Below are 22,102 nucleotides of genomic sequence, written 5' to 3' on the forward strand. Positions count from 1 at the left end.
CACGGTAATGCCCAAACAAACGAAGCTGGAAATGAGGCGTTTTTTTATCATGAATGTTTTCCGTTTTATCAGGTTTTATTGGATGCACACCCGCTTGCTATTAAGCACTGTAGTCGCGCTTTTCATTATTTTCCACGGCGAAGACTACACCGCGCAGCAATTAAAAAGACCACATAAAAAGTCAGAAAAACAAACATAATCGTTCATTTTTTGTACGATACAAAAACGCCCAAATGCGCCATTAACCCAGGCTATCAAAGGCTTTTTCAACTTCGCGACTCGCCGCCGGCGGCAGCTCTAAACCCTGCACATGGCAGATACCATTGACCTCTTGCTGACTGCGTCGCGCGTCGTCCATACACTGATAAAACTGCCGGTACCAGCGCCGACCCCGCGCAAATGGCCCGTCGCTTTTTAACTGCAACACTCTTGTGGCTGCTTGCTTGTTTTTCCAAATACCAAAGTCCGACGCCAACGAATCTAGCGCGCCAGCTTGTAGCTGGCGAGCGCGAGCGCGGTCTTCGTCATCCGGGCTGGCCTTGCCGCTGTTCACCAATAGGCCGTGCCACAACTTGCTGACGCCATCCTCGACCGGGGTATTGGCAATCAACTCAATGCTCTCAACATCGCCAAATAGCTGGTGGGATAGCAAAATACCGGGGCCGGTGTACCAGGTTGTGGTCTGCAACATGGCCTGGTACTCCTGATGAAATCCCCCCTGGCGCTGAATATAAATATGGTCGCGCCACTCGTTTTCGAAATACTCGCAGGGCGCGCCGTGTGTCGGCCCGAGATGGCGCGCATCGGCCATATTGTCAATCACTTCCTGGGGGTGAACCGCCAGTTCACCGAGGTGGTCCATCTGCCAGTGCAGCCACTGCGGCTGGTGCCACTGGGCCAAGTCAGGTGCGGCGTAGGCCGGCTCACCGCCCTCTGGGTCAAACCACATCCAAATGCCGCCCAGGCTCTCGACAACGGGATAACTCGTCAACTTGGCCGAGCGCGGCATCGGGCCGTCGTGGTAGGGGATATCATCGCAGGCGCCATCGGGGCCAAAACGCCAACCGTGATAGGGACAGCGAATCGACGAACCTTCTATCTGCGCCCCCTCTTTGGCGATCACCGCCGTATCGCTGGCAGCAATATGGCACTGCATATGCGGGCAGTAAGCGTCCAATAACACCGGTTGACCCTGCTCACCCCGGTACAGGGCGAAGTCGCGGGCAAAAAACCGCAGCGCCAGCGGCCGCGCCCCCAACTCACTGGCCTCGGCAATTAAAAACCAGCCCCGCGGAAAACAATTTGGCCCCAAACCATAGTCCTGAGCAGTTGCCATAAGTTTTACTCCTTAAATATTATCGGGTCTAAACATGGCGTCGTGGCCACCGTCGACATACAGCAGCGAACCACAGACAAACCCGGCCTCCCCGCTGAGTAAAAAACCAATGGCATTGGCCACATCGCTGGGCTCACCGGCCCGACCGAGCGGAATAGTGGCCAAGAACTCGCGAATAGCGTCGCCGTATTCAGGATGCTGTTCGGTTTCAGCTGTCATCGCCGTGCGGGTATAGCCCGGTGCCACAGCATTGAGCCTGACCCCGCGGCGAGCATACGCCGGCGCCTGCTGCCGCATCCAGCGCGCCAGCGCCTGTTTGGAGCCACAGTAGGCGGCGTGACCGCTGAGCTCGGCAATACGCGCCGCCACCGCCTCGCGATCGCCGTTGATCAGGGCCTGTAGATAGGCCTCATCAGTGGCTTGAGGCGCCGAATTCGACGACACCAATACCGCCGCGCCACGACGGCGTTGCAAGGCCCCGGCCAGGCCTTCCAACAGCTCAATTGAGCCGAAGAAATTCACTTCGGGAATCAGCGAAAGCGTCGCGCTGGTGCTGCCCACACCGGCGCAACACACCAGCCCATCCAAGCCTTCGGGAAACGCTTCCAGGGCCTGCTCGACGGCCCCTCGCCGTCCCGAGACCGTAGACAGGTCAGCGACAATATCCGCATCCTGGCGATCCAAACCCAGCACGTTTTCGCCGTCGTCTAGCAGCCGCTCACAGACCGCAGCACCAATACCTGAGGCACTGCCTGTTACCAGATAACCGCTCATCGCTCACTCCTTGTTCACCCTAGTTGTTGTCAGTATTACGCCGTCAACAGCGCCGGCTCACCCTAACCGAGATGGGCCTGCCCACCGTCCAAAGCAATACTTTGGCCGTTGACATAACGACAGGCCTCACTGCAAAGCGTAGCGACAAACTCGCCAATATCCTCTTTGCACTCACCGATACGACGCAGCGGAATAGAGGCGACAAATTCCGCCGCTTCATCGGGCCGATTGTCCGTCCACCACTTGAGCGCCGGCGACATGGCATGCGGCAAAATCACATTGGTGCGAATACCCTCTGGCCCCCACTCGCAGGCAGCGGCACGACTCAGCGAACGAATGGCCTCTTTCACCGCCGCGTAGGCGCCGTAACCGGTCATATCCCAACGCATCGCCGCCGAGGAGGCCAAATTGACAATGACCCCGTCGCCCTTCAAATGGGGATAACACAGCTTCATCAATCGCAGCGACGCCAATGGCCCAGATTGCCAACCCGCTTCAAGCGCCGCCTCGTCAACTTCCAGTAAAGTGCCCAGCGGCACTTCTTGGGCGTTGTTGACCAGAATATTCAGGCCACCAAACGCCGCCACCGTCTGCTCGACGGCACTCGCCAAGTCATCGCTGTCTTTCACGTTGGCAGCAATGGCCAGCGCCCTGCCGCCGGCCTCTTCGATCATCGACTGACTCGTCTGCAACTTATCGAGGCTGCGCCCCAGCAGGGCTACCGCCGCGCCTCGCGCGGCCAATGACAGCGCAATACCCTGACCGACGCCCTGCCCGGCCCCGCTGACCAATGCCACTTTGTTATGGAGAAATTGCTCGACCATAAAGCCTCCTGACTTTTTGAATAAAACGATAGTAGCGCCGGCCCCCTGGCAACCCGACGACAAAAACAGCTATTTTTATGCACATTTTCGCCTGCTCTGTTGCCGTGGCTGGTTTCGCCAATAAATATGAATGGAAATGTGCTGAGCAAGTGTAGCGCTGCTCCCTACCATGAACCTCAGCCATAGCGGTGACATAAGACACCGCCCAAACTGCGTGGAGTGACGATGAAATTTAGCTATAACCCCAGCATGTGCCCCGCCGAGCAATACCTGCCGTTGGCACAAGCGGCTGAGCAATTAGGCTTTCACAGCATGGCCTTCCCCGACAGCCTCTGCTATCCCGAGCAGGCATCCGCTAATTACCCCTACAACGGCAGCGGCTCGCGCGAGTTCCTCAAGGGCCTGCCCTTTGTCGAGCCGATGGTCGCCATCCCCTTTCTTGCGGCACAAACCCAGCGGCTGCGCTTTAACACCTCGGTATACAAATTGGCCGTGCGCCAACCACTGGTGGTCGCCAAACAACTGGCGACCTTGGCGGTGCTCTGCGGTGACCGATTGGACTTCGGGGTGGGCATCAGCCCCTGGCCGGAAGACTTTGAGGGCTGCCAAATTCCCTGGGAAAAGCGCGGCCAGCGCCTCGACGATCAGATCCATATTATTCGCGGGCTGCTCAGCGGTGAGTTTTTCAGTTACCAAGGCAAGCAGCTGAGTATCGACAGCATGCAGCTCTGCCCGGTGCCGGCGCAGCAGCCGCCGATTTTCATTGGTGGTCACTCTGACGCCGCACTCAAACGCGCAGCGCGGCTGGGCGACGGCTGGATCGGCGCCGGCGCCAGCCTCGAGGAATATCGTCAGCTTATTGGCAAATTGCAGGACTACCGCCGCCAGTTCGAGCGCGACCACCTGCCCTTTAGCATCCAGCTGAGCTCCGCCGATGCCTTTTCCAGCGCCGGTCAGGCCGCACTGACAGAACTCGGCGTCGACGAGTGCCATATCGCCTTTCGCAACGCCTATGACGGCAAGCCCGACACCACCAGTGTCGATGAAAAAATCAGCCAGCTGGAAACCTTTGCCCAGAGATTTATCCGCTGACGCAAGCTGACTCTGCATCGCCCATATTCACGCGTCCCTTTGCCGGCAATCGCCGGCTTTTTTACTAAGAGCTATGGCTAGCACCAAATTAAGACACTTGACTTATTAAGACAATCGTCTTAACTTGCAGCCATGGACACTCAAAGCGACCCACACAAACTGAGCCCCGGCGCCCTGAAGCTGCTGCTGACCGCCGAGCAATTGATCGCCGAAAAAGGCATTGATGGCGTTTCCAGCCGCGAGATTGCCCGCAGCGCCGGCCACAAAAACCATTCTGCCGTGAACTATAACTTCGGCTCCTTTGACGGTTTAGTGGAAGCGATCATCGACTACCGCGTCACCTCGGTGAATGAGCAGCGGGAACAATTGCTGCAAGCCGTTCTAGAAGTAGAACCGCAACCCAGCCTGGAATCCCTCGTCGAATTAATGATACGGCCACTGGCCAATGAGCTATTACACGGCGATGGCCGCAGCCGCTATCTCAACCTGATTACGCAACTACTGGCCCGCAAACACTGGCGGGAACTGTTTTTCGCCAACCGCGCGCGCTCCTCGGCACTAACCAAAATTGCCGCGCTGATTAAACAGCAGCTCAGCAACCAACTGCCCGACGCAATTTATGCAGAGCGCATCAGCCTCTTGGGTAACCACGCGATTCACACCGTTGCCGAGTGGGATGCCCAGCAGCACCACGGGGACATTCGCTTTGACGAAGACAAGCTTGAGTGGCGACTGCAAAACCTGATCGACTATTCCATCGGCGGCCTTAGCGCCCCGCATAATAAGAGGAAGTAAATATGGAACTGATGCCCAACCTCGAACTGATTATTCTCAGTATTTTTCTCTTCGCTTTTGGCTGTGAATGGTTGGGCGGGCGCCTAACACGCTCGCCGCGACCACTGCGCGACTTCGCCTTTATGCTGTTTGGCTTAGTCTCCAACCTCTTTGTTGCCGGTGCCGTACTCGGCAGCGCCATCGGCTGGCTGCTCGCGCACTACCTGCCAAACAACGCCGGCAGCTTGGCCAACACCCCGTTCTGGCTGGCCTTCCCGGCGATTTTTTTTATCGAGGAATTTGCTCACTACTGGCTGCACCGCGCCGCCCACGAATGGCGCTGGCTGTGGAAGATTCACCGCACCCATCACAGCGCCCAACAGCTGAATATCGCCGTGGTCTACCGCTATAACTTCTTCTGGGTGTTTATGCTGCCGCAAACGTGGATGGGCGCCTTTGCGATTTACTTTGGCTTGAGTGAAGCGTTTTTGGCAGCCGTATTTGTCACCTATATCGTCAACCTCGGCACCCATAGCAGCTACCGCTGGGACAACTGGCTGCGCAATAAAATCCCTGTATTAGAGCCCGTTTGGAAAGTCGTCGAGCGCGTCGTCACCCTGCCCGACACCCACCACGCCCACCACGCCTACGGCAAGACCGCCCACCCCAACGGCAACTACGCGGTCACCGTATTTTTATTTGATGTGTTGTTTGGCACCGCCAAAATTCCCAATAGCGCGCAGCGCAATTACGGCCTGCCGATCTCGCCGCGCCTGCACTGGGCCGAGGAGCTGCTGTGGCCCATCGTGCGCAAGCCGCTGTTGCCCAAGCCGGAAAAAACGGCAGCTCCCGCCGCCGGTGAGACCGTCTAGGGCTGGCGTGCAGCCCGCGCCTTGGTGTACGCCGTGGCCGTCGCCGACAAGGGGTCATCGGGCCAGGGGTGCTTGGGATAGCGCCCCTTCATGTCTTTTTTCACCGCCTGGTAACTACTGCGCCAAAAACCCGCCAAGTCCGCGGTGACCTGCAGGGGCCGCCGCGCCGGCGACAGCAAATGCAGCAGCAGTGCCTGCTTGCCCTCGGCCACTAGCGGCGTGTGCTCACAGCCAAACATTTCCTGTAACTTCACCGCCAGCACCGGCGGCGAACTGCAGTAATCCACCGCAATCCGCGACCCCGAAGGCACTTTTATGCGCTCCGGCGCCTGCTCTTGCAGCGCCTGCTGCTGGGGCCAATCGAGCTGGGCCAATAACATGGCGCGCACATCCAGTGCCTGAATATCGCGCAATTTGCTCACCTTGCTCAGGTAGGGCGCCAGCCAGTTTTCCGCGGCGTCGAGCAGTGCCGCCTCGCTAAAATCCGGCCAGCCACCGGGCGCACAGTGGTGGGCAGCAAGCAGGCCGACGCGGGCACAGAGCTGGCGCGCCTCGTCAGACCAATTGAGCAGGCCCAGGCCGCGGCGGCGGAACAGGCTTAACAGGGCTCCGACACGCTGCTCGGCACTAAGCTGCGCCTGGGGGCGACGAGCAATCAACAGCTTGCCCAGCCAGTGCTGACGTTCGGCGACAAACCGGCCCAGTTCCTCATCCCAATCGGCGCTCAACTCCTCGCGACACAAGGGCGCCAGGGCATCGTCAAGCAGCGCCTCATCCAGCCGGCAGGCGAGACGGATACGGTCAACGCTGTCGCCAGCCGTGCCGCTGATATCCACAGCCACCAAGTAGGGGCTGCCACGCAGCGGGTCGTCATCGAACACCCGAGCGCTGCGGCCGTTGCTGAGCTGAAAATCTGCGCTGCCGGGGCTGCGCTGGCGGGCAATGCGGTCGGGAAAGGCGCGGGCAATTGCCACCGCCAAGGCGCTTTCTACCCTTGCGGGCTGCCCGCCCTGGACCTCACTAAACAGCCGACGATACTGCTGAGCTTGGCGCACAATGTGGCCATAACGGCGCGGGGCGTTGGCCAGTACCGCCAGACGCGGCTGAATATCGGCGCCGTGGTCACCGCCAATATCGCGCTCACCCAACAGGGCGGCCAGCTGACAAGCTGGCGCCAGCGCGCCTAACTGCTGCGCCTCAATTAACATATGTGCAAGCCGCGGCGCCACCGGTAGCGCTGCCATCGCTCGGCCGTGATCACTCAGTGACAGCTGGCCCTCGCGCACCAGCAAGGCGCCGAAGCTCTGCAGCAAATCCCGCGCTTGCGCACAGTAGGCTGGCGGTGGCGGGTCCAGCCAGGACAACTCCTCCGGGCGACAGCCCCACTGCATACACTGCAGATACAGACTGCTAAGATCACTGTGCAAAATTTCAGCTTCGCTGTACTCAGTCAGGCGCTGTTGCTCAGCCTCACTCCACAGTCGATAACACACCCCCGGTGCCTGCCGCCCCGCCCTGCCGCTGCGCTGCGCTGCTGAGGCGGCGGCAATGCGACGGGTAGTCAAACGACTACTGGCGTTGCGGGCCTCGTAAACGAGTTGCCGCTCCAGACCACTGTCGACCACGATATTGACCCCATCGATGGTCAAACTGCTCTCGGCAATATTGGTCGCCAGCACGATTTTGCGCTGGCCCGGTGGCGGCGCGGCGATCGCCGCGCGCTGTTCGCTGAGGCTCAAATTACCGTAGAGCGGCGCGATCACCGTATCGCTATCAAACTGCTGGGCGAGCTGCTCGCTGCAGCGACGAATGTCGGCCTGGCCGGGCAAAAAGGCAAGAATATTCCCCTGGTGCGCGCGGTGCGCCTCGACAATACAGGCCTGCATGGCTCCGGTGATATCACCGCTGCGGGGATAGCGGCGCCTGTCCACCGGCCGGTAGTAGACATCGACCGGATACTGGCGCCCCTCGCTGCGCAGCAGCGGCGCATTGTCCAGGTAGTCACACAGGGCCGCGCCGTTTAAGGTCGCCGACATCAGCAGAATTTTCAGCGGCGCGTCGCGCAAGTCACCAAATAGTCGCCGCCCCTCTAAGGTCAGCGCCAAACCTAAATCGGCATTCAAACTGCGCTCGTGAAATTCGTCGAAAATCAACAGGCCGACATCATCTAAACTGGGATCGTCCTGCAGCATACGCTGCAATATTCCCTCGGTAATCACCTCTATACGGGTGTGCGCCGACACCTTGGTTTCGAGGCGCACCCGATAACCCACTTGTTCGCCAACGCGCTCGCCGAGCAGCGCCGCCATCCGCTCGGCGGCGCCGCGCGCGGCGATGCGCCTCGGCTCCAGCATCAGTATTTTTTTACCCGCCAGCCAGGACTCGTCAAGCAATGCCAGTGGAACCTGAGTGGTTTTACCGGCACCCGGCGGCGCCTCTAGCACCAGCTCGTCAGCGGCGGCCAACTGCTCTCGCAATGCATCGAGCAGGGAAAATATCGGGAGTTGCTCAGCCATGAATAAACAATTACCGCAGACCGCCGCAGCGTGCGCTGCGGCTCAAAGGAAGGTGCACGGCCACGCCGCTAGATAAAGTCCTTAAGATCGCGCAGAAAATCGTCCAGCTTGTCGTGATGAACCCAGTGACTGGCGCCGGGATAGTATTTGATAAACGCATCTTTAAAATAACTCATACGACCGCTCGCTACCGGGTCTTCAACAAAGGTCTCGGTCCCCCAGGCCAGGAATGTCGGACATTCGATATTGCTGAAAATCTCCCTCACCTCGTCTTCACCACTCTCCAGGCGATTCAGTTTGCGGGTGTAATTATCAAACTTCCAACTGTAAGTGCCATCTTCATTCTGGCTGGCACCGTGATGCGTCAAATGACAGGCTTGCGCTTTGCTGAGGTGGGGGTTTTCCTCGTGCATGCGCTTAAAGGCATCGTCAATACTCGGATAGCGCCGCGGCAGGCGCGCCGACATGCTCTGGCGCACCGCCACCCAGTCCCGCATCTTCTGCCGGTAGCTCATGGTATCGCAGACTTCAGTTTCATCTTTATTGGGCAATATACCCTCGATATTCACCAGCTTTTTGACATTTTCCGGGTAAATCGACGCATAGCGGCTAGCAATATTGCCGCCCATTGAATGGCCAACAATGGTCGCCGGCCCCAGCTGTTTCTGATTGATCAACTGCGCGATATCGCAGACATAGGCCTCAAAGCTGTAGTGGCCGTCGGGTGACCAGGCACTGTCGCCGTGGCCACGCAAGTCCGGGGCGATAATATGCCAGTCGTGGCGCAACTCCTGGGCAATCCAATCCCAGTTTCGGCAGTGATCTTGGCCGCCGTGAATAAGAATCAGCGGCGGCGCCTCGGGATTGCCCCAGTCCACATAGTGCAAACGCAGTCGCTGAGAAATGTAAATATGTGAGGTCGGGCCATGTAAATCGGGGATCATGCGGTTCTCCATCTGCTGCACCGGCGGCACCTAAGCCAGATCGTATTAGCCAACTATCTTATTCGGTGAAGCGCCACCGAGGCCAGCCACTTTTCGCCGTACATTGGATGGGCCATTATAATCAACACCACCATTTTGTGCTGTCGACCCGCTATAAGCACAGTTGTCGCCGTCAAACAGCCGCAGATAGGCATCAACCATTACACTGAACGTGACCACCGCCGGCGCCTCTGACATTCGAGCCCAGCAGCAGGGCTCAGCAAGAAAGAAAAACTGGCCTAGTAATGACAATTGTCATTGCCAGGCGCGGCAAGCGCCCGCTAGCTCATATATACTCAAGGATGTATGAGAGGGACTTCATCGGCGCAGGGATTGCGCCCTCCCAATGGCTCAACGAAAAACTGGCGACATTGGTGAATAGCTTATGGACAGCGAAATAAACATCGACGACATCCTCAACGGCGTTGCCAACAGTGAGTTTGAACTTCGTTTTAATCCGCAGTTAGATCTCGCCAGTGGCCGCATTTGCGCCCTCGAAGGCAACCTGATCTGGGTCAAGATGCGCTACGAAACACTGACCAAGGCGCATATTCTCAATATCCTTGGCCGCCATAATAAGCGGGTCAGCTTTTTCCTCTACTACCTCGTTCAAGCCCTGCGAGCACAGCTACACTTCAAACACATTGGCTATCCACTGCGTTTATCCATTAGCTTGCGTCCCAGTGAACTAAATTCACCGCGATTCTTCCAGGCCGTAGACCGTGTATTCCGCGAGTGTGGCGCCAGCGCTCACGGCATAACTCTCGAGTTACCCTCGACAATACTCGACGACTTTTATGAACACATCGGCACGATTAGTCGCCTTATCGACTACGGTTTTCATATCAGTGTGCGCGATTTTTATCAGGACCCCGATACGCTTAGCAAGGTTAGCCGAGACCTTATCGGCGAGATAAAAACCCCTGCGGCGCTCAGCAGAAAAATTCTCGACAGTGCGCGCGCCAGTCTCAACTTGCAGAAACTCCTGTGTGGCGCCGACAGGCTGGGCTGGTCTTGTGTCGTCGATGGCGTCGATGATCGCAACTGCCTCGAGGGTGTTAAAAACCTGGGCGGCCACATTTTGCAGGGACACTATATGGGCGACAACTTGAACCTCGACGACACCAGCGAATTGTTAATGCAGCTGGAGTTGTAATCTATAGCGAATAGCTCGCAAACCAGGGAGCGGGCCGCAGCGCACCAAACACTGCGGGCCGTCTCACCCCGCAAAACGAGCCCCTGAAAAGCAGACATAAAAAAACCGCTGTGGCAGCTGCCACAGCGGTTTTTCCTTCCTGCCAACTTGGCTTTTTATAATTTCTTAGAACACTTCGAACAGCGCTGCCGCGCCCATGCCACCACCGATGCACATGGTCACCACAGCATATTTTTCGCCGCGGCGCTTGGCTTCCAACAGCGCGTGCCCCACCAGGCGAGCACCGCTCATGCCGAAGGGGTGACCGATGGAGATACCGCCACCATTGATATTGAGCTTGTTGTTATCAATGCCCAGCTTATCGCGACAGTAAATCACCTGACAGGCAAAAGCCTCGTTCAATTCCCAAACGCCGATATCGTCGACCTTCAGGCCCTGGCGCTTAAGCAGCTTGGGAATGGCAAATACCGGCCCAATGCCCATCTCGTCAGCCTTACAACCGGCAACCGCCATGCCGCGATAGGCACCCAGCGGTGCCAGACCCAACTGCTCGGCGCGCTTGGCTTCCATGATCACACTGGCTGATGCGCCATCGGACAGCTGTGAAGCATTGCCGGCGGTAATGAAACGGCCCTCTTTAACCCACTGACCATCTTTCCATACCGGCGCCAGACTCTGCAGGCTTTCCAGTGTCGTCGACGGGCGATTGCATTCGTCGCGATCCAATACCACGTCTTTATAGGTGACTTCCTTGGTCTCTTTGTTAAACACCGACATGCGGGTGGCAAAGGGCACAATCTCGTCGTTAAACAGGCCGGCTTCCTGAGCGGCGGCCACGCGCATCTGGCTCTGCAGGGCGTATTCGTCCTGGGCGTCGCGGCTGATGCCGTAGCGCTCGGACACCAGTTCAGCGGTTTCGATCATCGGAATATAGGCCGTCGGATCAATTTCCGTGACCGTCTTCGATACATTGCGGTAGCTGTTCTTGTGCTTGGTTTGCACCAGCGAGATCGACTCCAGGCCACCGGCCACGGCCACATCCATCTCGTCGCACATAATCGACTTGGCTGCCCAGGCGATAGACATCAAACCCGAGCTGCACTGGCGGTCGATGGTCATCCCGGCTGCGGTGTCGGGCAGGCCTGCCGCCACGCTGCACAGACGGCCGAGGTTGTAGGCCTGGGTGCCCTGCTGGGCCGCAGCGCCCATGATCACATCTTCCACCGACGCGGGATCGATACCCGCCTTCTCGACGGCCGACTTGACCGCGTGGCCACCCATTGCCGGTGCTTCAGTGTCGTTCAATGCACCGCGGAAGGATTTGCCCATACCGGTGCGGGCGGTAGAGACGATGACAGCTTCTTTCATAGTGAACCTCGTTCGCTGTAGGCGCCGCAAGCGGCGCCCGGGTTGAATACGTTAGCTGGAATTCTGGGCTGCTAGGGTAACGCGCCTCAGGCACGCTGCGAAGAGCAGCTGATAATTTCGCCAGTCAGGTAGCTGGAGTAGTCAGAGGCCAGGAACATCATCACATTGGCGACTTCCCATACTTCGGCACCGCGACCAAAGGCTTCGCGGCTTTCCAGCTCTGCCAGCAGCTCTTCCGGCGCCGATTTCTTGAGCATGGGGTGCACCGCCAGTGACGGCGACACGGCATTGATGCGCACGCCAAAGTCGGCCGCTTCCAGGGCCGCGCAGCGAGTCAGCGCCATGACGCCGGCCTTGGCCGCCGCGTAGTGTGACTGCTCTTTCTGCGCGCGCCAGCCCAGTACCGAGGCGTTGTTGACAATCACGCCCGCGCCGCGGGTTTTCATATTGCGCATCATCTGCCGAGTCATGCGCATGGTGCCATTGAGGGTGACATCAATAACCTTGTCCCACTCGGCATCTTCCATGTCGATCAGCGACTTGGTGGTGCCCAATCCGGCATTGTTGATCAGCACGTCAACCCCGCCGCAGAACTCTTCGGCAAAGGCAATCAGCGCCTGCACGTCGTCTTCCGCCGCGACATTGCACACCTTGCCGGCAACCTGCTGCAGCCCAGTGTCGCTTTTCAGGCGCTCCACCGCGTCGTTCAGACGGCCTTCGTGGATATCACTGATCACAATGCTGCGACAGCCCTCTTCCACCGCGCGCTTGGCCGCGGCAAAACCAATACCGGCACCCGCCGCCGCGGTAATCAATACCGACTTGCCTTTCAGCAGGCCGTGGCCCGCCACGTATTCAGGAATCTTCACACTCATTCTATAACTCCGTTGCAGACGAACGCCGCTCAGCGCTCGTTGTTAAATCATTGTGCTCGCTCTGTCGGCTTCGCCAGTACCAGCGGCCTACCACTTGGGCTCTTTGGGCATACCGAGACCGCGCTCGGCAATAATATTGCGCTGGATCTGGTTGGTGCCGCCGTAGATGGTGTCCGAGCGAGTAAACAGGAACAGCGACTGCAAGCGGTTCAGCTCGTAGGGCGCCGCCGCCAGAATATCGGCCTCTGGCCCCATAATATCCACCGCCAGCTCACCGAGATCGCGGTGCCAGGTGGCCCAGTACAGCTTGTAGATCAGCGCTTCTTTTTGCAGGCTGCCATCGCCCTTGTCGCCCGACAGCATACGCATGCTGTTATAGCGCATTATTTTCAAACCGATATGGGCCTGGGCAATGCGCTGGCGAATCTGCGGGTCTTGGGCGGCGCCATTTTCACGCGCCAGCTTGACCACTTCGTTGAGCTCATTCTGAAAGGCCATCTGCTGACCCAGGGTCGACACGCCGCGCTCAAAACCGAGCAGGCCCATCGCCACCTTCCAACCGTCGCCGGGAGCACCAACGATATCTTCAGCATCGCACTGGGCATCGTCGAAGAACACTTCATTAAATTCAGAGGTGCCGGTGATCTGTTCAATGGGACGCACCGTGACGCCGGGCTGATCCATTTTCACCAGGAAGAAACCCAGGCCCTTGTGGGCCACCGAATCGGGATCAGTGCGGGCAATCACAAAGCAGTATTCCGACTCGTGAGCCAGTGAGGTCCACACTTTTTGGCCGTTGATGACCCACTTGCCCGTCGCCTCGTCAAAACGCGCCTTGGTTTTCACATTGGCCAGGTCGGAACCGGCGCCCGGCTCGGAATAGCCCTGACACCAGAACTCGGTGCCCGCCAAACTACCCGGCAGGTATTTGGCTTTTTGCGCATCACTACCAAAGGCAATAATCGTTGGCCCGGCCAGACCGTCGCCGATATGACCCATGCGGCCGGGGGCGCCGGCGCGGGCGTACTCTTCGTAAAAAATCACCTGTTGTTCGATCGACAGACCGCGGCCGCCATACTCCTTGGGCCAGCCCACACAGGTCCAGCCGCCCTCGGCCAGTTTTTGCTCCCAGCGTTTGCGCTCTTCCGGAAACATATGTTCGTCGCCGGGGCCGCCGCGAAATTTAAGCTGGGCAAACTCACCGACGAGGTTGGCCTTCAACCAGCTGGCAATTTCCTCGCGGAAGGCCTCATCTTTTTCACTGAATTGTAACTTCATACTTGTTCTCGCTTAGCCTATTCGTTTCAAACGCAGATCGACGCGCAGCTTATTCGCCGTCCAACAGCAGGGCGGCAACTTGCTCGCGGTGCTGATCGCTATTGCCCAGCAAATGCTCGCTGGCCTTGGCGCGTTTGAAGTACAGGTGAACGTCGTATTCCCAGGTAAAACCGACACCGCCGTGCATTTGCAGCGACTCACCGGCATTTTTGAAGTAGGCCTCGGAGCACCAAGCCTTGGCGATACTCGCTGCCTCGGCGAGTTCGCCTGCCAACGGGCCGCCATTGAGCGCTTCATCGGCCACACAGGCAGCGTAGTAAATCGCCGAGCGCGCCACTTCATTGCGCATCATCATATCGGCGGCTTTGTGTTTAATGGACTGGAAACTGGCAATCGGCCGATTGAACTGCTTGCGTTCTTGAGTGTAGTCCACCGCGGCTTCCAACAGCTGTTGCATACCGCCGGCCTGCTCACCGGCCAGGGCAATGGTGGCCAATTGTAGGGTCTTGTGCAGCGCGGGCCAGGCCTCATCGCCGTCGCAGACCAGCAGCGCGCTGGCGGGCAGGCGCAGCTCACGCAACTGGATCGCCGCCTGGCGGCGGGTTTGATCCATGGTCGGCAGCAATTCGCGGTGAATGCCCGGGGCACTGGCATCGACGGCAAACAGGCGAATACCCTGCTCACCCGCGCTGCCCTCGGCGCGGGCGGCCAAAATCATCAGCTCAGCGCTGTGGCCGTCGACCACATAGCGGTAGTCGCCGTTGAGCACATAGTCGTCGCCGTCCTGGCGATAGACGGCAGTAATGCCATCGGCCTGCCAGCTGCGACCACTGGTAACGGCCAGCGTCGCGGTTTTACCCTCGCAAATCGCAGCGAGGTGCTCAGCCTTTTGTTCTTCCGAGCCGGCGCAGAGCAGAGCGTTGGTCGCCATACACACCGTAGAGAAAAACGGCGCACACAGCAGATAGCGCCCCATTTGCTCAACGATCGCCATCAGCTCAACATAGGACAAGCCCAGGCCGCCATAGGCCTCGGGAATATGAATTGCCTGCCAGTACATCTCGCCACACAGGCGTTGCCACAGCTCGGCGTCATAGCCCAGCTCGGTGACCATCGCCGCGCGCACCGCCTCGCTGGTCGAGGTATCTTTCAGAAAGGCCTCCGCCGTATCGCGGATCATTTGCTGTTCGTCAGTAAACGCAAAATCCATACAGACTCCAGTTCACGACGGAGACCTCGCGGGTTTACAGCCGCAGCTGTAAGCGCACGAAGGGACCGTCTTCAAAATCGAATTCACCGCCTTTTTCGGCATCGAATTCAATGTCACCAAAACCCAGCTGGATCGCCGAGTTTTGAAAGATTGATATTTCCGCGCTGATCGACCACTCGCGGTAGCCATCGACATCACTGAAGCCGGTGGCCTCCGGCCCGTAATAAATGCCCGAGCGCAGTCGCAGTACATCGTTAATCGGCAAGCTGAGGTCACCACCAAAGGCCACCGCACCGCCGTCAAAACCGCTATCATCGGCCGTCAATGTGACCGCCTTGGCACCCACGCGGCCAGTCAGCGCACCGCGACGGCCATTGGCGTACAGGCCCAAAGACACCAGCTCGGCATCGTCTTCATGGTGCAACCAATCAAATTGGGCACTGCTTTCCGAACTCAGGTCGCCGGCGACCGACACGCCAAAGCTGTCGTCGCCAAAACGAAAGGCCACCCCGCCAGCCAGTGCGCTGTTGGCAGTGGCGGCGAGAGCGAAAGCGGCGATAAGCGGTAATTTCATGGTAATGACTCTCCGTGGATTGTGATCCTAGAAAATCAGGTACCATACACTTTCTGCGCCGGAACTGCCTCTGCCAGCAGTTTTTCAACCGCTTGGCCGACTTCAGCCGGTGCCCAGCGGTCGCCCTTGTCGACCTCGGGGCCCTTGCGCCAGCCATCGGCAATGGAAATCTTGCCACCTTCCGCTTCAAACACCTTGCCGCTCACTGCCGCCGACTCGGCGCTGCCCAGCCAAACCAGCAGGGAGGAGACGTTTTCTGGTGCCCAGTAATCAAAGCTGTCGTCTTCGGGCTTGGCCATGCGCTGTGCCATTTCTTCAACGGCGGTGGTCATACCGGTGCGCGCCGCCGGAGCGATGGCGTTAGCGGTAATGCCGTAGCGCGCCAACTCGGCGGCCTGATTCAGGGTCAGCGCGGCAATGCCCGCCTTGGCGGCGGCGTAGTTCGACTGGCCGATAGAGCCCTGCAGACCGGCGCCAGAGGTGGTGTTAATAATGCGCGCATCCACTTTGTGACCTTCTTTTGAACGGCCGCGCCAGTAGTGCACCGCGTGGGAGCTGATGCAGAAGTGGCCCTTCAGGTGCACCGCCATAATGGCGTCCCAATCCGCTTCGGTCATCGAGGCAAACATGCGATCGCGGTTAATACCGGCGTTGTTCAGCACGATGTGCAGATCGCCAAAGCTGTCAATCGCCTGCTTAACGGCGTTCAAGCTATCGTCGTAGTTGGTGATGTCCGAGGTGTTCACCACGGCGGTACCGCCGGCGGCAGTAATCTCGTCAACGACCTTTTGCGCCGCGTCCTGATTAATGTCATTAACAATGACCTTGGCGCCTTCGCTGGCAAATACTTTGGCGTGCGCCGCCCCCAAACCACCACCGGCTCCGGTGATAATAACCACGCGATCCTGACAAATACCCATTGCAGATCCTCTTTAATGTTTTCTGTGTGAGCCTTGGCCCACATCGAAAGTTTCTCTAAGCACTCACGAACAAAAGTCCGTCAAACCTTTTCATCAAATTACAGACAGATGCTGAACTCAGGGCTTCAGCTAAGCGTCACTGGCAAGGCGCGCAGCGTTTTTAGCGAGGGAGTTTACAAAGCCGTAAATGACCGAGTTAAAATCGCTGCGCAACACCGCCAGAGGCGTTTAGATGGAGCCGTTTACAGACGCTCTATAATCGTCACATTCGCCTGGCCACCACCCTCACACATAGTCTGCAGACCATAGCGGCCGCCACTGCGCTCCAGCTCGTGCAACAGCGTAGTCATCAGCTTGGTGCCGGTGGCGCCCAGCGGATGGCCCAGGGCGATCGCGCCGCCATTGACATTGGTTTTGGCGTGGTCGTAGCCGGTTTCTTTCAACCAGGCCATGGCCACAGAGGCAAAGGCTTCGTTAATTTCCACCCGATCGATATCCGCCAGCGTCATACCGGCTTTTTTCAGTGCGTACTCGGTGGCCGGAATCGGCGCAGTGAGCATCCAGATCGGATCATCGGCGCGCACACTGATGTGGTGAATGCGCGCTCGCGGCGTTAAATTGTAGCGCTTGAGGGCGTCTTCGCTGACGATCAACATCGCGCTGGAGGCGTCACAGGTCTGACTGGACACCGCCGCCGTCACTTTGTCGCAGCCGAACAGGAAGTCCAGTTCAGCCATTTTTTCCAGCGTCGACTGCCGCGGCGTTTCATCGGTGGTCACCCCGGCCAGGGGCACAATCTCGCGGTCAAAGCGCCCCTCTTCAATGGCTTGCAGTGCGCGGCGGTGCGATTCCAGCGCGTACTCTTCCAAGTCGCGACGGCTCAAGCCCCACTTGTCGGCAATCATCTGCGCCGATTTGAACTGCGTCGGCGGCTCGGCGCCGTAGCGCGCGACCCAACCTTCGGAGCCGGAAAACGGGTCTTTAAAGCCCATCGGCTCGGCGGCGATCATCGCCGAAGAAATGGGGATTTGCGTCATGGTCTGCACACCGCCGGCGATGACCACATCCTGGGTACCGGACATCACGGCCTGGGCGGCAAAATGCACCGCCTGCTGCGACGAACCGCACTGGCGATCAATGGTGGTACCGGGCACTTCCTGCGACAAACCGCCGGCCAACCAGGCACTGCGGGCAATGTCACCGGCCAGTGGCCCGATGGTGTCCACACAGCCAAAGATCACGTCGTCGTATTCGTTGTCGGGGATGCCATTGCGCTCGACAATCGCTTTCAGTACATGGGCGCCGAGATCGGCGCCGTGCACATGGGCCAATCCGCCCTTGCGGCGCCCAGTGGGGCTTCTTACTGCATCGACAATATAGGCTTCAGCCATGGTCTTTTCCTCGTAGCAGCCGCCGCACACGCGGCGGGCTGAGTCAGCTCGTTAAAAGGTTGCACCCGCGCCAAGCGCGGCGCCGTCGGCCAGCACGGCTGCCGCAACGCGGTTTTTGTGGAAACCGGCGGTGCCATAGCTGCTGTTAAAGGCCCAGGCACGCTTCATAAAGATATGCAGATCGACTTCCCAGGTGTAACCCATGGCGCCGTGTACCTGAATGCTGTTCTTGGCCGCCAGATCCGCCACCTCACAGGACACCACTTTGGCGTGGCTCACCGACAGCGCCGCCCGCGGCAGCTTATTGGCAATATCGTAGGCCGCGCGATACACCGGGGTTTTGGCGTATTCGAGTTTGTAGGCGATATTGGCCATATGGTGCTTCACCGCCTGGAAGGTGCCGATGGCCACACCAAACTGCTTGCGCTCGCTGGTGTATTGCACCGACAGATCGATCATGCGCTGGGCAAGACCCAGGCATTGGGCGGCGACGCCCAGCGCGCCGCGGTTCAGCGCGTTATCGATCAAGCTTGTGGCCGCCGCGCCGTCGGCGATCAGGGTCGCAGCAGCGGGGTCAAAATCCACGGCAAACAATTTGCGACCGGGATCGACCGACTCGTTGGCCCGCAGACTGGCCCGGGCCGCCTCGACGGCGTAAACCGCACCGTCTTTTTCCAGCAGCAGCAGGTCGGCGCAGTGGGCATCTTCCACCAGTTTGTTGATTTCCAAACCGGCGACAACGCGCGCTTCACCGCTGGCAATTTTCGGCAGCCAGGTATCGGCCAAATCACTGTTGCCGCACTCGACCAGCAGCGGGGTGGCGATCAGCACGCTGTTAACCAGTGGCTCAGACAGCGCCACGTAGCCAACCTCTTGGGCCAGCAGGACGAAATCCAGCTCTGTCATGCCCAGACCGCCGTGGGCCTCGGGTACGGTGATGCCGGTCAGGCCAAGTTCCGCCAGTTGCTGCCACAGCTCGTCACTGCGACCGCTGTCGGTTTCCCAAAGCTGGCGAATTTTTTCCGGGGTAACCTCGTTGACCAAAAAGTCGCGCACCGACTCTTGGAACAGGAGCTGATCTTCGCTAAAGGTAAAATCCATGTCAGTCTCCTTATTTGCGCGGCATACCGAGCATCCGCTCGGCAATGATGTTGCGTTGAATTTCGTTGGTGCCGGCATAAATTGGCCCCGACTGGGCAAACAGCCAGCCGTCGAGCCAGCTGCCAACGTCACCGGCATCCGGCGCCTCGGGCAACAACTCGCCGCGCGTCTGCAATATCTTCAGCGCTGTGGCGTGCATCTGCTGGTCGAGCTCTGACCAGAAAATCTTGTTCGTCGATGCTTCGGCGCCAATCTTGCCACCCTGCATCAAGCGGCAGGCGGTTTGATAGGTAGTCAGGCAGTAGGCCTCGGCGTCCATATAGGCGCGCAGCACGGCGTCGCGAATGCTGGGGTCTTCGTCGGCTGTGCTTTGATTGGCCTTGTAGAGCTCCACCAAACGGCGCGCAGTTTCCTGGAAACGGGCCGGCGAACGCAGCATCAAACCGCGCTCGAAGCCGGCGGTGGCCATCGCCACTTTCCAGCCCTCACCCTCGCCACCCAGACGGTTTTCAACCGGCACTTTGACATTGTCAAAAAAGATCTCGGCAAAACCGGGCAGGCCGTCGAGCTGGGGTATCGGCCGCACGGTGACGCCTTCCAAATCCAGCGGCAACAAGATAAACGTCAGCCCGTGGTGGCGCTGCGACTCGGGGTCGGTGCGGAACATGCCAAAGCACCAGTCCGCCCACACCGCGCGAGTCGACCAGGTTTTCTGGCCATTGATAATGTAGTGCTTGCCGTCTTCACTGAGCTCGGCGCGCGAGCGGATGGCCGCCATATCCGAGCCGGCATTGGGCTCCGACCAGCCCTGGCACCAAATGTCTTTACCAGTGGCCATACCGTTGAGGAAGCGTTTCTTCTGCTCGTCGGTGCCGTATTCCATCAGCGTGGGGCCGAGCAGGAAAATCCCGTTTTGGTTGACCCGCAGCGGTGCCTTGGCAGCGTAGTACTCTTCTTCAAAAATCAGCCACTGCAGCAGGTCGGCTCCGCGACCGCCCATTTCTTCGGGCCAGGTAATCATGCCCCAGCGACCTTCGTAGAGTTTGGCCTCCCACTCGCGGTGTTGTTGAAAGCCCTCTTCGGTATCAAAGGTTTTCAGTGGCTCTGCGGGGACATTGGCCTTCAGCCAGGCGCGAACTTCTTCGCGAAAGGCCTGATGTTCTGCGGTGTATTCGAGTTGCATACTTAACTCTCGTGTTGTGGGGTGATGGTGGACCACGTCACCCTGCAATCAAAATTTAGCGTCGCGCTTTTCAACAAAGGCATCTTTCGCCTCTTGAGAATCGGGATCGGCATAGGCCTCTTGGGTAAAACCCTGTTCCCAGCGGTACTTGTCTTCCAGGTTGCCGTCTTCAATGCCATTCAAGGCTTCTTTGGCCAGTTGCACCATGCGCGGTGACTTGGCGGCAATCTTCTCGGCAATGTCGCGCGCCGTCGCCATCAGCTGGTCGCGGGGCACTACTTTCTCAATGGCTCCCAGGCGATAGGCCTCCTGGGCGTCAATAGCTTCACCGGTGAAGTACATATGACGGACTTTCTGTACCGGGAACATCCGCTGCAGATGCGCGCCGCCGCCCATCGCACCGCGATCCACTTCCGGCACCGCAAAGGTGGCGCACTCTGAGGCCACCAGAATATCGGCGGCGCCGCTGATGCCAATGCCACCGCCCAGTACAAAACCGTGTACCGCAACAATGACCGGCTTCTGGTTGCGGTGAATGGCTTTAAAGGTTTCGTAGTTACCCTTGTTGACGCGGGTGATCATCGCCGGATTAGCCGCCAGCTCTTTAATGTCCACACCGGCGCAAAAACCGCGCCCCTCGGCGGCGATAATGATGCACTTCACCTGCTCGTTGTTGCCCAGGGCGTAAATTTCATCGGCAATGGCCAGCCAGCCATCGCTGTTAAAGGCATTGACCGGCGGGTGGTTAAATACCAGTTCGGCAATGCCGCTGTCGCTGATATTGCAGCTAAATGGCTTAGTCATGTGAGTTCCCCATTTTTGCGAAGCGCGCTTCGGCCTCGTCAACAATGCCGCGAATCAATGCTTCGCAGCTCAGTAATTCATCGATCACGCCCGCCACTTGCCCCGAGGGCAGTACGCCGTCGTCCGGCTGGCCGTCGACCATGGCTTTTTGAATAATCATTGGCGCATTGGCCGCCATAATGGCCTGGGCCTTGGTCATTTCCCCGTCGCGGGTCATCGCCAGTGCCGAGGTCAGCAGCGAGCTCAAGCTGGCACCGGTAAATTTGCGAAACGCCAAACCATTGCGCAGGGCGATCAGCAGCTTTTTAAGCGGGCTCGCCTGCTCCAATTCGCTGAGGAAGTTATTCAGGATCATCCGCTGCGGAATACCGTCCAGCGCGGTCGTGCGAATAATGGCCGCCGGATCTTTGCAGCTCAGATAGCGCAACTTGGTCGCCTCGGGTACCGGGCTTTCCTTGGTCAGCAAAAACCGCGTACCCATGGCGATACCGTCGGCGCCAAACGCCATCGCCGCCAGCAGACCGCGACCGTCTTTAAAACCACCCGCGCCCAATACCGGCACTTTATCGCCCACCGCATCAACCACCTGCGGCAGCAACAGCGTGGTCGGCACCGCGCCAGTGTGACCGCCGCCTTCACCGCCCTGCACCGTTACGGCATCGGCGCCCATTTCCACCGCTTTTACCGCGTGTTTGGGCAGGCCCACAGTGGGCATACAAACCACGCCGGCCGCCTTCAGCTTGGCAACCATTTCCTTGCCCGGCGAGCGCGAATAGCTCACCGCCTTAACGCCGTGCTTGATCACCAGATCGACAATCTCAGCGGCATTGGGCTGGTACATATGAAAATTCACCCCGAAGTTGGCATCGCTGAGCGACTTCACTTCGAGGATATCCGCCTCCATGCGCTCGGGGGGAATCGTCGCCCCGGCGAGAAAGCCAAAACCACCGGCATTGCCCGTGGCCGCCACCAGCTTGGGATCAGCCACCCAGCCCATAGCGGTTTGGATAATCGGGTATTTGCAGCCCAGCAATTCGGTGATGCGAGTGTTGAGTAGCGTCGACATAGGTA

At 58.7% G+C, this 22,102-nt stretch carries 21 protein-coding genes; 5 read left to right on the forward strand and 16 right to left on the reverse strand.

Annotation, left to right across the window (positions count from 1 at the left end; translation table 11 throughout):
* Positions 1 to 199: hypothetical protein (locus tag ABYM29_RS03785; RefSeq protein ID WP_372862302.1), on the forward strand; the 199-nt coding region annotated here is incomplete at its 5' end.
* A 42-nt stretch (positions 200 to 241) separates the two neighbouring features.
* Here the strand turns inward: ABYM29_RS03785 and ABYM29_RS03790 are convergent.
* From ABYM29_RS03790 to ABYM29_RS03800, 3 genes are all read right to left on the reverse strand, one after another.
* Positions 242 to 1,336 carry a Rieske 2Fe-2S domain-containing protein gene (locus ABYM29_RS03790; protein ID WP_372862305.1) on the reverse strand — a complete coding sequence of 365 codons (1,095 nt, stop codon included), beginning with the start codon at positions 1,334 to 1,336 and terminating at the stop codon, positions 242 to 244.
* A 12-nt stretch (positions 1,337 to 1,348) separates the two neighbouring features.
* Entirely contained in the window at positions 1,349 to 2,110 is a 762-nt protein-coding gene (locus tag ABYM29_RS03795) for an SDR family oxidoreductase (protein WP_372862307.1), read from the reverse strand.
* A 62-nt stretch (positions 2,111 to 2,172) separates the two neighbouring features.
* Positions 2,173 to 2,934, reverse strand: a complete 762-nt coding sequence (locus ABYM29_RS03800; protein WP_372862310.1) for an SDR family NAD(P)-dependent oxidoreductase — start codon at positions 2,932 to 2,934, stop codon at positions 2,173 to 2,175.
* A 225-nt stretch (positions 2,935 to 3,159) separates the two neighbouring features.
* Between ABYM29_RS03800 and ABYM29_RS03805 the strand changes: the two genes are divergently transcribed.
* The 3 genes from ABYM29_RS03805 to ABYM29_RS03815 all read left to right on the forward strand — a co-directional run bounded on the left by ABYM29_RS03805 (position 3,160) and on the right by ABYM29_RS03815 (position 5,672).
* Positions 3,160 to 4,026: a TIGR03619 family F420-dependent LLM class oxidoreductase gene (locus ABYM29_RS03805; RefSeq protein WP_372862312.1), complete on the forward strand. Its 867-nt coding sequence runs from the start codon at positions 3,160 to 3,162 to the stop codon at positions 4,024 to 4,026.
* A 132-nt stretch (positions 4,027 to 4,158) separates the two neighbouring features.
* Positions 4,159 to 4,821, forward strand: coding sequence for a TetR/AcrR family transcriptional regulator (locus ABYM29_RS03810; RefSeq protein ID WP_372862314.1), 663 nt, complete (start codon positions 4,159 to 4,161; stop codon positions 4,819 to 4,821).
* Between the two features lie 2 nt (positions 4,822 to 4,823).
* Positions 4,824 to 5,672, forward strand: coding sequence for a sterol desaturase family protein (locus ABYM29_RS03815; protein WP_372862317.1), 849 nt, complete (start codon positions 4,824 to 4,826; stop codon positions 5,670 to 5,672).
* Here ABYM29_RS03815 and hrpB read toward each other — a convergent pair.
* Together hrpB and ABYM29_RS03825 are read right to left on the reverse strand one after the other, a co-directional pair.
* On the reverse strand, positions 5,669 to 8,188 hold the full coding sequence (gene hrpB, locus ABYM29_RS03820; RefSeq protein ID WP_372862319.1) for an ATP-dependent helicase HrpB: 2,520 nt from the start codon (positions 8,186 to 8,188) through the stop codon (positions 5,669 to 5,671). The genes ABYM29_RS03815 and hrpB overlap by 4 nt on opposite strands.
* A gap of 68 nt (positions 8,189 to 8,256) precedes the next feature.
* Positions 8,257 to 9,132, reverse strand: coding sequence for an alpha/beta fold hydrolase (locus tag ABYM29_RS03825; RefSeq protein WP_372862322.1), 876 nt, complete (start codon positions 9,130 to 9,132; stop codon positions 8,257 to 8,259).
* A 424-nt stretch (positions 9,133 to 9,556) separates the two neighbouring features.
* On the opposite strand from ABYM29_RS03825, the gene ABYM29_RS03830 reads away from it, so the two are divergent.
* Positions 9,557 to 10,327, forward strand: coding sequence for an EAL domain-containing protein (locus ABYM29_RS03830; RefSeq protein ID WP_372862325.1), 771 nt, complete (start codon positions 9,557 to 9,559; stop codon positions 10,325 to 10,327).
* A gap of 165 nt (positions 10,328 to 10,492) precedes the next feature.
* On the opposite strand, the gene ABYM29_RS03835 is transcribed toward ABYM29_RS03830, so the two are convergent.
* From ABYM29_RS03835 to ABYM29_RS03885, 11 genes are all read right to left on the reverse strand, one after another.
* Positions 10,493 to 11,695 (reverse strand): acetyl-CoA C-acyltransferase, encoded by a 1,203-nt coding sequence (locus ABYM29_RS03835; protein ID WP_372862328.1) that lies wholly within the window; start codon positions 11,693 to 11,695, stop codon positions 10,493 to 10,495.
* Between the two features lie 86 nt (positions 11,696 to 11,781).
* A complete protein-coding gene (locus tag ABYM29_RS03840) occupies positions 11,782 to 12,570 on the reverse strand; it encodes an SDR family oxidoreductase (RefSeq protein ID WP_372862331.1) in 789 nt (262 codons plus the stop codon).
* 87 nt (positions 12,571 to 12,657) lie between these two features.
* Positions 12,658 to 13,848 carry an acyl-CoA dehydrogenase family protein gene (locus ABYM29_RS03845; RefSeq protein ID WP_372862333.1) on the reverse strand — a complete coding sequence of 397 codons (1,191 nt, stop codon included), beginning with the start codon at positions 13,846 to 13,848 and terminating at the stop codon, positions 12,658 to 12,660.
* A 49-nt stretch (positions 13,849 to 13,897) separates the two neighbouring features.
* On the reverse strand, positions 13,898 to 15,058 hold the full coding sequence (locus ABYM29_RS03850; RefSeq protein ID WP_372862336.1) for an acyl-CoA dehydrogenase family protein: 1,161 nt from the start codon (positions 15,056 to 15,058) through the stop codon (positions 13,898 to 13,900).
* A 34-nt stretch (positions 15,059 to 15,092) separates the two neighbouring features.
* Positions 15,093 to 15,632 (reverse strand): YfaZ family outer membrane protein, encoded by a 540-nt coding sequence (locus ABYM29_RS03855; protein WP_372862339.1) that lies wholly within the window; start codon positions 15,630 to 15,632, stop codon positions 15,093 to 15,095.
* A 35-nt stretch (positions 15,633 to 15,667) separates the two neighbouring features.
* On the reverse strand, positions 15,668 to 16,552 hold the full coding sequence (locus tag ABYM29_RS03860; RefSeq protein ID WP_372862342.1) for an SDR family oxidoreductase: 885 nt from the start codon (positions 16,550 to 16,552) through the stop codon (positions 15,668 to 15,670).
* A 242-nt stretch (positions 16,553 to 16,794) separates the two neighbouring features.
* The gene (locus ABYM29_RS03865) at positions 16,795 to 17,943 is read right to left on the reverse strand and encodes an acetyl-CoA C-acetyltransferase (protein WP_372862344.1); all 1,149 of its coding nucleotides are present in this window, start codon (positions 17,941 to 17,943) and stop codon (positions 16,795 to 16,797) included.
* A 51-nt stretch (positions 17,944 to 17,994) separates the two neighbouring features.
* The gene (locus tag ABYM29_RS03870) at positions 17,995 to 19,044 is read right to left on the reverse strand and encodes an acyl-CoA dehydrogenase family protein (RefSeq protein WP_372862347.1); all 1,050 of its coding nucleotides are present in this window, start codon (positions 19,042 to 19,044) and stop codon (positions 17,995 to 17,997) included.
* Between the two features lie 10 nt (positions 19,045 to 19,054).
* A complete protein-coding gene (locus ABYM29_RS03875; RefSeq protein WP_372862349.1) occupies positions 19,055 to 20,227 on the reverse strand; it encodes an acyl-CoA dehydrogenase in 1,173 nt (390 codons plus the stop codon).
* Between the two features lie 48 nt (positions 20,228 to 20,275).
* A complete protein-coding gene (locus ABYM29_RS03880) occupies positions 20,276 to 21,031 on the reverse strand; it encodes an enoyl-CoA hydratase family protein (protein WP_372862352.1) in 756 nt (251 codons plus the stop codon).
* Complete coding sequence (locus tag ABYM29_RS03885; RefSeq protein ID WP_372862355.1) at positions 21,024 to 22,097, reverse strand: NAD(P)H-dependent flavin oxidoreductase; 1,074 nt, start codon at positions 22,095 to 22,097, stop codon at positions 21,024 to 21,026. The genes ABYM29_RS03880 and ABYM29_RS03885 overlap by 8 nt, the downstream gene beginning before the upstream one ends.
* Positions 22,098 to 22,102 lie beyond the last annotated feature (5 nt).

The organism is Spongiibacter sp. (assembly GCF_041602295.1).
GTDB lineage: Bacteria > Pseudomonadota > Gammaproteobacteria > Pseudomonadales > Spongiibacteraceae > Spongiibacter.